The sequence below is a fragment of the Paenarthrobacter sp. A20 genome (genome assembly GCF_024168825.1).
Classification (GTDB): Bacteria; Actinomycetota; Actinomycetes; order Actinomycetales; family Micrococcaceae; genus Arthrobacter.
The window spans coordinates 1,165,814-1,178,187 of sequence record NZ_JALJWH010000001.1; the positions used below are offsets into that span (position 1 = coordinate 1,165,814).

At 61.7% G+C, this 12,374-nt stretch carries 13 protein-coding genes and 1 tRNA gene; 11 read left to right on the forward strand and 3 right to left on the reverse strand.

Annotation, left to right across the window (positions count from 1 at the left end):
• Positions 1 to 41 precede the first annotated feature (41 nt).
• The 3 genes from pstC (at position 42) to pstB (ending at position 2,927) form a co-directional block, all read left to right on the forward strand.
• Entirely contained in the window at positions 42 to 974 is a 933-nt protein-coding gene (pstC, locus tag J3D46_RS05580) for a phosphate ABC transporter permease subunit PstC (RefSeq protein WP_017197022.1), read from the forward strand.
• Positions 975 to 2,078: a phosphate ABC transporter permease PstA gene (pstA, locus tag J3D46_RS05585; protein WP_231339668.1), complete on the forward strand. Its 1,104-nt coding sequence runs from the start codon at positions 975 to 977 to the stop codon at positions 2,076 to 2,078.
• 69 nt (positions 2,079 to 2,147) lie between these two features.
• Complete coding sequence (gene pstB / locus J3D46_RS05590) at positions 2,148 to 2,927, forward strand: phosphate ABC transporter ATP-binding protein PstB (protein WP_011772968.1); 780 nt, start codon at positions 2,148 to 2,150, stop codon at positions 2,925 to 2,927.
• A gap of 172 nt (positions 2,928 to 3,099) precedes the next feature.
• On the opposite strand, the gene J3D46_RS05595 is transcribed toward pstB, so the two are convergent.
• Positions 3,100 to 4,116, reverse strand: a complete 1,017-nt coding sequence (locus J3D46_RS05595; RefSeq protein ID WP_253465607.1) for an inorganic phosphate transporter — start codon at positions 4,114 to 4,116, stop codon at positions 3,100 to 3,102.
• 1 nt (position 4,117) lies between these two features.
• Complete coding sequence (locus tag J3D46_RS05600; RefSeq protein ID WP_231339666.1) at positions 4,118 to 4,735, reverse strand: DUF47 domain-containing protein; 618 nt, start codon at positions 4,733 to 4,735, stop codon at positions 4,118 to 4,120.
• 194 nt (positions 4,736 to 4,929) lie between these two features.
• On the opposite strand from J3D46_RS05600, the gene J3D46_RS05605 reads away from it, so the two are divergent.
• The gene (locus J3D46_RS05605) at positions 4,930 to 5,661 is read left to right on the forward strand and encodes a hypothetical protein (RefSeq protein WP_253465609.1); all 732 of its coding nucleotides are present in this window, start codon (positions 4,930 to 4,932) and stop codon (positions 5,659 to 5,661) included.
• A 236-nt stretch (positions 5,662 to 5,897) separates the two neighbouring features.
• Here the strand turns inward: J3D46_RS05605 and J3D46_RS05610 are convergent, their stop codons facing one another.
• Positions 5,898 to 6,557, reverse strand: a complete 660-nt coding sequence (locus J3D46_RS05610; RefSeq protein WP_231339664.1) for a hypothetical protein — start codon at positions 6,555 to 6,557, stop codon at positions 5,898 to 5,900.
• A 239-nt stretch (positions 6,558 to 6,796) separates the two neighbouring features.
• On the opposite strand from J3D46_RS05610, the gene J3D46_RS05615 reads away from it, so the two are divergent.
• From J3D46_RS05615 to J3D46_RS05645, 7 genes are all read left to right on the forward strand, one after another.
• Positions 6,797 to 6,869: transfer RNA gene (locus J3D46_RS05615), tRNA-Lys, on the forward strand.
• A 125-nt stretch (positions 6,870 to 6,994) separates the two neighbouring features.
• Positions 6,995 to 9,013 (forward strand): alpha/beta hydrolase, encoded by a 2,019-nt coding sequence (locus J3D46_RS25070; RefSeq protein WP_253465612.1) that lies wholly within the window; start codon positions 6,995 to 6,997, stop codon positions 9,011 to 9,013.
• A gap of 23 nt (positions 9,014 to 9,036) precedes the next feature.
• Entirely contained in the window at positions 9,037 to 9,633 is a 597-nt protein-coding gene (locus J3D46_RS05625; RefSeq protein ID WP_231339661.1) for a hypothetical protein, read from the forward strand.
• 83 nt (positions 9,634 to 9,716) lie between these two features.
• Positions 9,717 to 10,319 carry a hypothetical protein gene (locus J3D46_RS05630; RefSeq protein ID WP_231339660.1) on the forward strand — a complete coding sequence of 201 codons (603 nt, stop codon included), beginning with the start codon at positions 9,717 to 9,719 and terminating at the stop codon, positions 10,317 to 10,319.
• Between the two features lie 83 nt (positions 10,320 to 10,402).
• The gene (locus J3D46_RS05635) at positions 10,403 to 11,002 is read left to right on the forward strand and encodes a hypothetical protein (protein WP_231339659.1); all 600 of its coding nucleotides are present in this window, start codon (positions 10,403 to 10,405) and stop codon (positions 11,000 to 11,002) included.
• An 83-nt stretch (positions 11,003 to 11,085) separates the two neighbouring features.
• Positions 11,086 to 11,679, forward strand: coding sequence for a hypothetical protein (locus J3D46_RS05640; protein WP_231339658.1), 594 nt, complete (start codon positions 11,086 to 11,088; stop codon positions 11,677 to 11,679).
• A 93-nt stretch (positions 11,680 to 11,772) separates the two neighbouring features.
• The gene (locus J3D46_RS05645) at positions 11,773 to 12,363 is read left to right on the forward strand and encodes a hypothetical protein (RefSeq protein ID WP_253465615.1); all 591 of its coding nucleotides are present in this window, start codon (positions 11,773 to 11,775) and stop codon (positions 12,361 to 12,363) included.
• The last annotated feature ends 11 nt before the right edge of the window (positions 12,364 to 12,374 follow it).

Sequence of the window (12,374 nt, forward strand, 5' to 3'; positions counted from 1 at the left end):
AGCCATGTAAGACCAGTTCACTGAGACTGAAGGATCGTGAAGTGACCACCAACTCCCTGACAACCTCCCAAGGCGCCGGACGCGCCGGGGACAAGGTTTTCTCCGGGGCCGCCATGGCCGCAGGGTGCCTGATTCTCGCGGTCCTCTTCGGAGTCGCGTTGTTCCTTGTGGTGCAGGCAATCCCTGCGCTCACCGCCCCTGCCGAAGACATCCAGGGCGGAAACGGCTTCTTCGCCTACATCGCCCCGATCGTGGTGGGCACCCTCATTGCCGCAGTCATCGCACTCGTCATCGCCACCCCCGTGGCCATCGGTGTGGCGCTGTTCATCTCCCACTACGCTCCCCGTCGGCTCGCTTCGGGCCTGGGCTACGTAGTGGACCTCCTCGCTGCCATTCCCTCCGTGGTTTACGGCGCCTGGGGCGCGGCCTTCCTGGCCAAGGAAATCTCCCCGGCCTACGACTGGCTGGCCACCTACCTCGGCTGGATCCCGATCTTCGAAGGACCGGCATCCGCCACCGGCAAGACCATCCTGACGGCAGGCATCGTCCTTTCCGTCATGGTCCTGCCCATCATTACCTCCCTGTCCCGCGAAATCTTCCTGCAGACCCCCAAGCTGCACGAGGAAGCAGCGCTCGCACTTGGAGCTACCCGCTGGGAAATGATCAAGATGGCCGTCCTGCCGTTCGGCCGCCCGGGCATCATCAGCGCCATCATGCTGGGTCTTGGCCGAGCACTTGGCGAGACCATGGCCGTTGCGCTGGTGCTCTCCTCCGGTGTCCTGACGGCCAGCCTCATCCAGTCCGGCAACCAGACCATCGCTGCCGAAATTGCCCTGAACTTCCCCGAAGCCAGCGGCATCAAGGTCAACACGTTGATCGCTGCCGGCCTGGTGCTGTTCGTCATCACCCTGGGCGTGAACATGATCGCCCGCTGGATCATCACCCGGCACAAAGAATTCTCGGGAGCCAACTAAATGACCGCCACAGTAGTCCGCAAGCGCTCAGCGCTCACCAAGGGCCAGCTGCCCAAGTTCGCGCCCTACATTGTCCTGGCCGTCGCACTCGTTGTGGGCGCGGCCATCATGGCGCTCATCGGCTTCAACGCCTTCGGCTGGGGCCTCGTCTCCGCCATCCTGTTTGCCGTAGGCCTAGTCTCGTGGAGCGGTGCTGTTGAAGGTGCCCGGAAAGCCAAGGACAAGCTCGCCACGTGCCTGGTGGTCGGCTCGTTCCTGGTTGCACTCTTGCCCTTGATTTCGGTGATTTTTACCGTGCTGGTCAATGGCATCCCCGGCCTCATCACTCCCGGCTTCCTGGGCACGTCCATGAATGGCGTTACCGGCGCGTTCGACAACAAGGCAGTAGAGGAAGGTGCCCCCGTTCTCGGCGGCATCTACCACGCGCTGATGGGCACCCTCCAGATCACCCTGTTGGCCACTGTCATCTCCGTGCCGGTTGGCCTGCTCACCTCGATCTACCTGGTGGAATACGGCAACGACCGTCCGCTGGCCCGCGCCATCACGTTCTTCGTGGATGTCATGACCGGCATCCCGTCCATCGTGGCCGGTCTCTTCGCGGCAGCGTTCTTCTTCGCCATCGTGGGCCCCGGCACCAAGACCGGTGCGGTTGCCGCCGTCGCGCTTTCCGTCCTGATGATCCCGGTGGTGGTCCGCTCCAGCGAGGAAATGCTCAAGATCGTCCCGAACGAGCTCCGCGAGGCCTCCTACGCGCTGGGCGTCCGCAAGTGGCGCACCATCACCAAAGTGGTCATCCCGACGGCGATCTCCGGCATTGCGTCCGGTGTCACCCTGGCGATCGCCCGGGTGATCGGCGAAACTGCGCCGATCCTGGTGACCGCAGGCTTCGCCACCACCATCAACAACAACGTGTTCGGTGGCTGGATGGCCTCGCTGCCCACGTTCATTTACACGCAGATCCTCAACCCGACGTCGCCGTCCAATCCTGAGCCCTCGGACCAGAGGGCGTGGGGCGCCGCGCTGGTGCTGATCATCCTGGTGATGCTCCTGAACCTCGGAGCCCGCCTCATCGCCCGTCTGTTCGCACCCAAAACGGGACGCTAGCCGGGCTGGCCGCCGGGTTTTGCGGCGGCACCTTCAAACTTCCACACCCCCAAGGAACAAAGGAACACCATGTCCAAGCGCATCGACGTCAAAGACCTCAATGTCTACTACGGCAACTTCCTGGCCGTCGAGGACGTCAACATCAACATCCAGGCCAAATCCGTTACGGCCTTCATCGGCCCGTCCGGCTGCGGTAAGTCCACCTTCCTCCGCACGCTGAACCGCATGCACGAGGTCCTTCCCGGCGCCCGCGTCGAGGGCGAGGTCCTGTTGGACGGCGACAACCTCTACGGCCCCGGCGTGGACCCCGTCACCGTACGCACCCAGGTGGGCATGGTCTTCCAGCGCCCCAACCCGTTCCCCACCATGTCCATCCGCGATAACGTCCTGGCCGGCGTGAAGCTGAACAACAAGAAGATCTCCAAGGGTGCAGCCGATGCCCTCGTGGAGAAGTCCTTGGTGGGTGCCAACTTGTGGAACGAGGTCAAGGACCGCCTGGACAAGCCCGGTTCCGGCCTTTCCGGTGGACAGCAGCAGCGTCTGTGCATCGCCCGCGCCATCGCGGTTGAGCCCCAGGTGATCCTCATGGATGAGCCCTGCTCCGCCCTTGACCCCATCTCCACCCTGGCCGTTGAGGACCTCATCAACGAGCTCAAGGACCAGTACACCGTGGTGATCGTGACCCACAACATGCAGCAGGCTGCGCGCGTGTCGGACAAGACCGCGTTCTTCAACATCGCCGGCACCGGCAAGCCAGGCAAGCTGATCGAGTTCGCTGACACCACCAGCATCTTCAACAACCCTGGCCAGAAGGCAACGGAAGACTACGTCTCCGGCCGCTTCGGATAAGGGTTCTTGCAGGTTCCGGCTTCTATGGGGGGAGTCGGCACAGAACGACGGCGGCCGTCGCCTTGGGGGTACGGCCGCCGTCGTTTTTTGTACCCAACTAGGTCGCAGTTCAGGTCGTTCCCAGCGCTGGGAACGACCTGAACTGCTACTTACTTGGGTGCGTCCGTGAAGGTTACAGGTCCGCGAGCGGCGAGAACGCCAACTCCAGGATGAACGCCGCGGCGGCGGTGACCAGCGGAGTCACCACCCAGAACAGCAGAATCCGCCGGACCAGACGACGGTTGACCGTGTGGAACCGTTGGTTGATGCCCGCTCCCAGCACAGAGGCCGTCAGTGTGTGCGTGGTGGACAGCGGCAGATGAAAACCGATGGCGCCGACAAAGAGCATTACGGACGTCAGCGTTTGCGCCACGAAGCCGCGCAGGGGATCAACCCGGATGAGTTTGTGGCCCAGAGTGTGGGAGATCCGCCAGCCACCAAACAGGGTGCCCGCGGTAAGCATGACGGCCGTGAGCAGCAGGATCCACAGCGGCACATCCTCTCCGCCTGACAGCCCCGCGGCCACCATGGCCAGCACAATGACGGCAGCTGTTCGCTGCCCATCCTGAAGGCCGTGACCGAACGCCACAGCGGCAGTGGACACGGCCTGCGCGCGGCGGAAGCGCCGGTTCACCACATTGGGTTGTGTGTACCGGGCAGCCCACGTTACGGGCCAGACCAACAGGTACGCTGCTGCGAACGCGATAATCGGGGACAGGATCAAAGGCAGTGCCACTTGCGTGAGCAGGGCGTTGTCCATGCCACCCACGGCGTTGCCGCCCACCAGGACACTCGCGGCGCCGGAGCCAATCAGGCCGCCGACCAACGAGTTGGTGGAGGACAAGGGGATACCGCGCCACCACGCGTACACACCCCACAGGATGGCTGCCGTGAGGGCCGAGGCGAGGATGGTCAGCCCGCTGGTGCCACTGGGCAGGGTGATCCAGGACTGAGTGAAAGCCAGGATGAAGGTGCCGCTGAGCATGGCACCCAAAAAGTTGAAGAGGGCCGCCAGGAGCACCGCGATTGAAGGAGTAAGGGCGCGGGTCCGCGTGGACAGCGCGACGGCGTTGGAGACGTCGCGGAAGCCATTGAGGAACGCGAACCCAGAGGCCAGGCCAACTACAAGGACCAGGATGGCGATGGTCACGTCATGATTCCTTGACGATGATGCTGCCTACCTGGGTGGCGACCTTCCGCATGTCCTTGGTAACTTCCACCAGTTGGTTGGCGATGTCCCGGTGCCGCGCGTATTGCGTGGACTTCATGTCCTTGAGCATCTCGGCCACCCAGATCCGGTGCGTGCGCTCTGCGCGCTTGGCCAGCCGGAGGATTTCGATCCAGTAGTCCTCGAGTTCGTCCAGGTCTTCGAGTTTCCGCATTGCGTCCACTGTGAGCTCAGCCTGCCTGCTGATGATCTCCAGCTGGTCTGCCGCCCGTTTGGGGAGGCGATCCAATTTGTACAGGGCTACGAGGTCGCCGGCGGCATCCAGCTTCTCCATGGCCTCGTTGAGGTGGCGGGAGAGCGTGTACATGTCCTCGCGGGGGAGCGGGTTCACGAAGCTGGTGCGCATGTGGGTCAGGAGCGCGAAATGCAGGTCCAGGGATTTGGACTCATGCTCGTGAAGTTCTTCTGCAAGGCGCTCGTGTTCGCTTGCCGGGGCTCCGAGGATTTCGGAGAGCGTTCCGGTGGCGGCCACGATGACGCCGGCCATCTGCGCGAGCAGTACGAGCCCGGCAGGTTCCTGGGGGAAAAGGCGCAGCTTCATGTCGCTTCCGGGCCGGGGACGGATGGGCACGGGCAGTTTGACTTGACGGCGCCCGTTTCGGTCTCAACTTTACCGGCACGGCCGAGGCGTCTGCGAAGTTCGGGGAGCGTTGCGGGCAGATCTCCCCATCGCTGCGCCCCTGCAACCGTGCGACACTAGGTCAAACACCGATTAATCCACTCAATGGGGGAACCATGCGCTTCAACAATGTCATCAAAATTTCCGGCCTCGCCGCTGCCGGCCTGCTGGCCCTGACCGCCTGTGGCCCAATTACGGCCGGCCCGACGACGGGCGGTTCCGAACCGTCGTCGTCCTCCTCCGTGGCTGCCTCGCCGTCAGCCTCGGCGTCCCCGTTGGCTTCCACCTCGTCCGAAGGTGCCGATTCGTCATCGGGCGACTACAAGCTGGCAGCCTGGGCGCTCCCCATCTCAGATGCCGGCGAGAAGCTCGGGAACCTCAAGGGCGACAGCTTCAGCGTTGACATCTACCAGGTGGCCACGGACGTCGCGTCCAAGGACAGCATGTTCGTGGACAAGGACACCAAGGAGAACCTGCTCAAGAAGGGCGATCCCGTGGTGTACCTGAACTACGTGGTCACCAACACCTCATCGGCCGAGATCCCCTTGAGCCACTCGCTGATCACGCCCAAGGCAAAGTACACGGACTGGAAGTACATGGGCGGCATGCCGTCAGATTCCAGCAGCGATGGCTACAAGAAGCACGGGCTGAGCAGCTCCGGTGTGAAGCTGAAGGAGAAGGACCCGTTCATCCTGAAGCCGGGCGAGTCCTTCAACATCGCGGAGAACTTCGGCTACACCGCCGGCAAGGAAACCGAGATCTCGGCGACCATGACCCCGCAGGACGCTGCAGGCGACCTTGACCACGACAAGAAGGAAACCGCGGAAACCATTGTCACGTTGAAGTAGTTTCCCGGTGCACTTTGCCCGGGTCCGCTTCAGTGCTGGCCCGGGCAAACTTCGTTCGGGCATAAAAATGGTGCCGAACCGGATACGCCTCTCGGCGGTAGGCCGCTCGAAGCGGCTATAAGTTGAAGCCCGGGGGTTTCGCGGTTCGACACCAGTTTTAGTTTTCACCGTCAGGCGGTCTAAGTCAACATTGACAGTCCGGGGCCGGCGTGGGTACGTTTCGCCCTCTTTGTTGGCTAGTCCAGCTCGCCCAGGCGCCACGCATTGGCGGCGTGCTCAAGGTCCTCGGCCGTTTTGACCAGCTGGTGCGAGTTGCGGGTCAGCTTGCTCGCGTGGCCTTCATTGCTGTGTTCTGCGCCGTCGGCAAGTGTGGCCTGGCCGAGTGCTACTACGCGGCAGAAAGCGGCGGAACGTTCCAGCGCGACGTCGAACTCGCCGTCGAACGCGCCGGACAAAATGGCGTCAGCCATGGTTTTCATTTCGTCGGCTCCGGGCGGCTCCGCAGCGCCGGCCACCACGTTGGAAACCTGCGCGGTATCGCGGCCGGCTCTGAAGTAGACGGAGATCTTCTCAGGGTTCTGGATGGTGGCGGCGCGGAGGGCGTAGAGCCGCCACAGCGCGCCGGGAAGGCTGCGGGCGGGGCTTTCTGCCCACATCTCGGCGATGGCTTCCAAGCCCTGCTCATCGGCCAGTTTCACCAGGCGGCGCGTGACCTTGGGGTCGTCGCTGTCGCGGCCCCGTCTCACCAGTGCCTGCGCGGCAAGATGGGCGGCCTCGGAGACCCGCGCGGGGTCGGCGCCACCTGCGAACGGTTCAAAATCGATGGGCGCGAAGGGCTTCGGCTTGTGATGCCGGTTTGCTCCGCCGTACGCTCGCGGTTCTGGCTGTTCGCTCATGAGTTCACCGTACTCCTGTGCTCTGGTGGGGTCGAGTAACGGTTGCCGGGGCTGCCTTGTTACTGGTGGCGTGCCGTCACTACCCACTTTGCCGCCGCGCTGGGCCCGACACGCCGCGGCCGCCGCGTGCCGCCGTCGAACGTTCGCCCAAAGAAGGTGACGACGGCGCACGTCACGTTGAGTTCCTTGCTGGCCTTGACCTTGGGGTACAGTATTCATGGCTGTTTCTACAGCTGGAGGGGCCTTTAGCTCAGTTGGTAGAGCATCGGACTTTTAATCCGTGGGTCGTGGGTTCGATCCCCACAGGGCCCACCCTCCAAGACAGGCCGGAGACCTTGAGTCTCCGGCCTGTTTTTTATTTCCCGGTCACGTCCCACACTCTGGTTCCGTCAGTTATGCTATTCGATGGATTAACTATTCAAGTGAGGGGGCTCGGCGTGGGGATCTTTGATACGGCGGTGGAGATTGCGTTCGACGATGGCGCCGCCGACGCTCTGATCAGCGCTGCTGATTCCGCGGATCAGACCCTGCGCTCCGAAGGTAGCTTCCTGGTTGTCGCCACGGGTTATGCGATGGAGGACTTTAGGGGCGGCTATGCGACCTTGTTCGCCCGCACTTTGGCCGTCCGGGCCGATGACCGTGGCCGGCTTGCCGGTGTCCTCGCGGCGTTGGCGGAGGACGTCAAGCAAGCAAAGGTCAAGGCACGGGAAGAGAAGTCCCGGCTGAAGGAACTTGCTGCGTGGCAGCAACGCGCCGATTTCCGTGAACAACACTTTCAAACTTTCCAGGGTGTGGCGAGCGATCCGATGCCCGCGGAATGGCCGGTGGCTGCTCCGACGATTTCAGCGGTGTTTTCGGCGGGGGCCCGGGACCGGTTCGCCGGCGGAGCGGGGGGCGCAACCAGCTCAGCTGATCCTGGAAAGCTGCGCGAATTTGTGTCCCAATCCCGCGCCTTCACCAACATCATGGACGCGGAACTGGGGAGAATCCGAAACGCGTGGAGCGGTTTCACCTCCGCGTGTTCTTGGGTGAATAGCGGCAGTGTCACGTTCGTGTCCGGATTCGAGCAACTGCTGACTGAGAACGCCGCTGACGCGATCTGGCTTGAACAGATCGCCGCGGCATTCGAAACAGCCGGCAGCGGGTCCATGGCCGACATCACGCTCAACAGAGCTCTCATACTTTACGCACCACCGGGGCAAGTCGGTTTGAACGATATCGGGGCCCTGAACGCCGCACAACTGAAAGCCTGGCTCGCCGTACCTGCCAACAAGGACCGACTTCAGGGGCTGCTTGAACAACCAGGGCAGGACCCCGTGGTGATAGCAAAGTGGTGGGCTGGGTTCGGCCAGACAGTCGCTGGCGGGACACTTGAACCCGGCGAGGCCCAGTTGCTCCTGATCGAGGCCATCCCCGGAGTCATCGGGAATCTGAACGGAATCACCGCGACCGCCCGGAACCTCGCCAACCGCAAACGCCTCATCACCGAGCAGGACCGCATCAACGCCGAACTGGCCAGGACGCCTCAACTCCTGCCCGCCAGCCAAGGCATGTCCATGACCAACCCGGCTTGGACACGGCTGCAAACGCAGCAGAAAGCCCTGGATGGCATCACCGACGCACTGAGGAACGCGGGCGGAACCAAAGCTGTCCTGCTGGGTTTCGACCTGACTCACGGCTCACCGAAGGCACAGGTCTCTGCTGGTAATCCCGATACGGCTGACAACGTTACCTACGCTGTGTCGGGTATGAACATTACACCGCAAAGCGGCTTCAATGACTGGGCAACAAACGCCGCGAACCTCAAGTTGCGGCAAAGCCTGAACGACGCGGGTGAGTCCTTCGCGGTGGTGGCGTGGATCAACTACGAGCCGCCCACGGTTCCGACGGTGAACAGCGGTGATGCCGCCCGCACCGGTGCCGAACGGTTCGTCACAGACCTTCAGGCGTTCAACGCCGTCAGAGAGAGCTTGGGCAACAGGACCCCGGAGACCCTGCACGTCTTGGCCCATTCCTACGGCACCACCGTGACGTCCAACGCCCTTGCCGCCGCGGCATTGAACGTCGCCTCCTTCACGATGCTCGGCTCCGCCGGCATCGAAAAAGAGATCCGAAACACCGGAGACCTCCACGTGCCCGGGGGGCACGTCTACGCCTCCGAAGCCAGCGGTGACGGGCTGGCTGACCTGGGTCGCTTCCAACGCCAAGATCCGCGGCTGGAATCCTTCGGTGCGAAAGTGTTCTCCTCAGAAGAAGCGACGATCGACGGGACCCAGTACCAAGGCACTACCGAACACAACACCTTGGTACACAGGACAGCCAGTGACGGCTACGGCTACCTGGATAAAGAAACCACGGCCCTGTATGAAGCTGCCCTCACAACAACCGGCAACGGAGACCGTATCCTGCCAAACGGACGGCCTGTTTCGCCTCCCCTTGGATTTGCTGGCCGTTGAACAACACAGGAAGAGTGAACCACATGCCCTTTGAACCCAAAGCCCGGCTCGCGGGCCGCCGCCTACTCGCCACGTTGGTCGGCGCGGCCCTTGCACTGAGCGCCTGCACACCCACCACGGAGAACCCCATGACCGGCTCAAGCAATCCCAGCGACCCCGCAACTGTCAAAGCCCAGGTAGAAGAACTAAAACAAGCCCTGAAGGATCTCCACGCGTTCAAAACCGAAACCCAGAAAGCCATCGGACCCCAGAAATGGGTCGATAAAGGCACCCGAAACAGCGCCTGCAATGCAGGTGATGGAAGGGAGGGCGTGAACTACAGCGTCATGAGCCAAACCCCTGATCCCGTCGACCTGGAAGCATCAGTCAACGTCGTCAAAATGTTCTGGGAATCGAAGGGCTTTACCACCCGCGTGGAAACCAACCCGTTGGACCCTGGTCTCATCCGCCTCTACGCCAATCAGAACGGCGGAAACCTCATATCCTTCACCGCGAATGTCAAAGGCTCCGGCCTGGAAATGGACACTGTCTGCATCGCCGGGAACCAACACGAAATCTATGAGGAATTGGACAGGCAGGAAGCAAGCGCCAGTCCCTCGCCGAGTACCAAGGAGAGCTGACGCAGAGTGCTGGCTTCTGGGGTGTCCTGTCCTGCCTCATGCTGGCGCGTGAGTCTGGAACGATTTCAGGAAGCGTGAACCACATGCCCTTTGAACCCAAAGCCCGGCTCGCGGACCTCCGCATACTCGCCGGACTGTTCTGCGCGGCCCTTGCACTGAGCGCCTGCACACCCACCACGGAGAACCCTATGACCGGCTCAGCCAATCCCAGCGACCCTGCGACCGTCAAAGCCCAAGTCGAAGAGCTCAAACAAGCCCTCGCGGATCTCCACGCCTTCAAAACCGAAACCCAACAAGCCATCGGACCCCAGAAATGGGTCGATAAGGGCACTCGTAACATGGATTGCAGAACCTCCGACGGGCAAGACGGCGTGAACTACAGCATCCTGACCCAAACGCCTGACCCCGTGGACCTGGAAGCATCAGTAAGCGTGGTCAGAGCGTTCTGGGAATCCAAGGGCTTCACCACCCGTACCGAAACCAACCCCAGGGAACCGGGCCTCATCCGCCTCTACGCCAACGAGAACGGCGGACACCTTTTGTCCTACTTCGCAAACATCAAAGGCTCCGGCCTGGAGATGAACAGCGCCTGCGTCGCCGGAGACCAGACCGCAATCTACAAGGAGCTGTATCCCGAAATTTACGGGACCCCGTCTAGCCTCGGCTCCTCTCCGTCTGCTAATTAGGCTGTCTGGTGCGCCAAAGGAGCTGCCTATGTCGCCTCGTGCTGGCTATGGCCTGTGGAACGGCTTCAGGAAGAGTGAACCGCATGTCCTTTGAATCCAAGGCCCGACTAAAGGCCCGCCGCCTACTCGCCGGACTGTTCTGCGCCGCCCTTGCGCTGAGCGCCTGCACGCCCACGACCACGGAGAACCCCATGATCGGCTCAAACAGTTCCAGTGACCCTGCAACTGTCAATGCCCAGGTCGAAGAACTCAAGCAAGCTCTCTCGGATCTCCGCGTCTTCAAAACCGAAACTGAAAACGTTGTCGGGCCCCAGACCTGGGCGGATAAGAGCCTTCGAAACATGGACTGCAGCACCCCTAAGGGAGAAGAGGGTGTGAACTACAGCGTCATGAGTCAGACCCTTGAAACCCTCGACATGGAATCGTCGGTCAACGTTGTCAAGACGTTTTGGGAATCCAAAGGCTTCACCACCCGCGTCGAATCAAACCCAAAGGACCCAGGAAACATCCGTCTCTATGCCAATAAGAGCGGCGGACATCTCGTATCCTTCACGGCTACCACCAATGGCTTGAGCCTCGAGATGAACAGCGCCTGCGTCGCTGGGAATCAGCATGAAATCTACAAGGAATTGGACAGGCAGGAAGCGAGTGCCAGTCCCACGCCGAGTACCAAGGAGAGCTGACGCAGAGTGCTGGCTTCTGGGGTGTCCTGTCCTGCCTCATGCTGGCGAGTGAGTCTGGAACGATTTCAGGAAGAGTGAACCGCATGTCCTATGAATCCAAGGCCCGACTAAAGGACGGCGGTATTCTTGCCGCCTTGTTTTGTGCCGGCATTGCACTCAGCGCCTGCACGCCGACCACCACGGAGATCCCCATGACCGGCTCAAGCAACCCCAGCGACCCCGCAACCGTCAAAGCCCAGGTCGAACAACTCAAACAAGCCCTCGCGGACCTCCACGCCTTCAAAGTCGAAACCCAACAAGCCATCGGACCCCAAAAATGGGTCGACGAAGGCCTCCGAAACATGGACTGCAAGACACCCGACGGAGAAGGTGGCGTGAACTACAGCGTCCTGACCCTCACGTCCGACCCCGTAGACCTGGAAGCCTCAGTCAACGTCGTCAAAACGTTCTGGGAATCCAAGGGCTTCACCACCCGCACCGAAACCAACCCCCGGGAACCGGGCCTCATCCGCCTCTACGCCAACGAAGACGGCGGACACCTCGTGTCCTACTTCGCAAACATCGAGGGCTCCAGCCTGGAGATGAACAGCGCCTGCGTCGCCGGAGACCTCAGCGCAATCTACAAAGAGCTGGACAGGCAGGAAGCAAGCGACAGCCCCTCACCGACTGCAGAGTAGAGGCGTTGCGGCATGATGCCTTCCGGGAGGCTGGACAGTCCTGCCTCCTGCCGGTGTGTGGGCTGTGGAACAGTTTCAGGAAGAGTGAACCATATGCCCCATGAACCCAAGGCCCGACTAAAGACCAGCCGCATACTCGCCGCGTTGGTCGGCGCGGCCGTTGCACTGAGCGCCTGCACACCCACCACGGAGAACCCCATGACCGGCTCAGCCAATCCCAGCGACCCTGCAACTGTCAAAGCCCAGGTCGAACAACTCAAACAAGCCCTCGCGGATCTCCACGCCTTCAAAAGCGAAACCCAACAAGCCATCGGACCCCAGAAATGGGTCGATAAGGGCACTCGTAACATGGATTGCCGAACCTCCGACGGGCAAAACGGCGTGAACTACAGCGTCATGAGTCAGACCCTTGAAACCCTCGACATGGAATCGTCGGTCAACGTTGTCAAGACGTTTTGGGAATCCAAGGGCTTCACCACCCGCGTCGAATCAAGCCCAAAGGACCCAGGAAACATCCGTCTCTATGCCAATGAGAACGGCGGAAACCTCATATCCTTCACCGCTACCACTAAAGGCTTCAGCCTAGAGATGAACAGCGCCTGCGTCGCTGGGAACCAGCACGAAATCTACAAGGAGCTGGACAGGCAGGAAGCAAGCGACAGCCCCTCAGCAATCACGAAGTAGAGCTGAAGAGC

What these genes read in the sequence shown, in the direction of transcription:
- pstA (WP_231339668.1), top strand. Translation starts at nt 975, where the DNA reads ATGACCGCCACAGTAGTCCGCAAGCGCTCAGCGCTCACCAAGGGCCAG.
- J3D46_RS05625 (WP_231339661.1), top strand. Translation starts at nt 9,037, where the DNA reads ATGCCCTTTGAACCCAAAGCCCGGCTCGCGGGCCGCCGCCTACTCGCC.
- J3D46_RS05600 (WP_231339666.1), bottom strand. Translation starts at nt 4,735, where the DNA reads ATGAAGCTGCGCCTTTTCCCCCAGGAACCTGCCGGGCTCGTACTGCTC.
- pstB (WP_011772968.1), top strand. Translation starts at nt 2,148, where the DNA reads ATGTCCAAGCGCATCGACGTCAAAGACCTCAATGTCTACTACGGCAAC.
- J3D46_RS05605 (WP_253465609.1), top strand. Translation starts at nt 4,930, where the DNA reads ATGCGCTTCAACAATGTCATCAAAATTTCCGGCCTCGCCGCTGCCGGC.
- J3D46_RS05610 (WP_231339664.1), bottom strand. Translation starts at nt 6,557, where the DNA reads ATGAGCGAACAGCCAGAACCGCGAGCGTACGGCGGAGCAAACCGGCAT.
- J3D46_RS05640 (WP_231339658.1), top strand. Translation starts at nt 11,086, where the DNA reads ATGTCCTATGAATCCAAGGCCCGACTAAAGGACGGCGGTATTCTTGCC.
- J3D46_RS05645 (WP_253465615.1), top strand. Translation starts at nt 11,773, where the DNA reads ATGCCCCATGAACCCAAGGCCCGACTAAAGACCAGCCGCATACTCGCC.
- J3D46_RS05635 (WP_231339659.1), top strand. Translation starts at nt 10,403, where the DNA reads ATGTCCTTTGAATCCAAGGCCCGACTAAAGGCCCGCCGCCTACTCGCC.
- J3D46_RS05630 (WP_231339660.1), top strand. Translation starts at nt 9,717, where the DNA reads ATGCCCTTTGAACCCAAAGCCCGGCTCGCGGACCTCCGCATACTCGCC.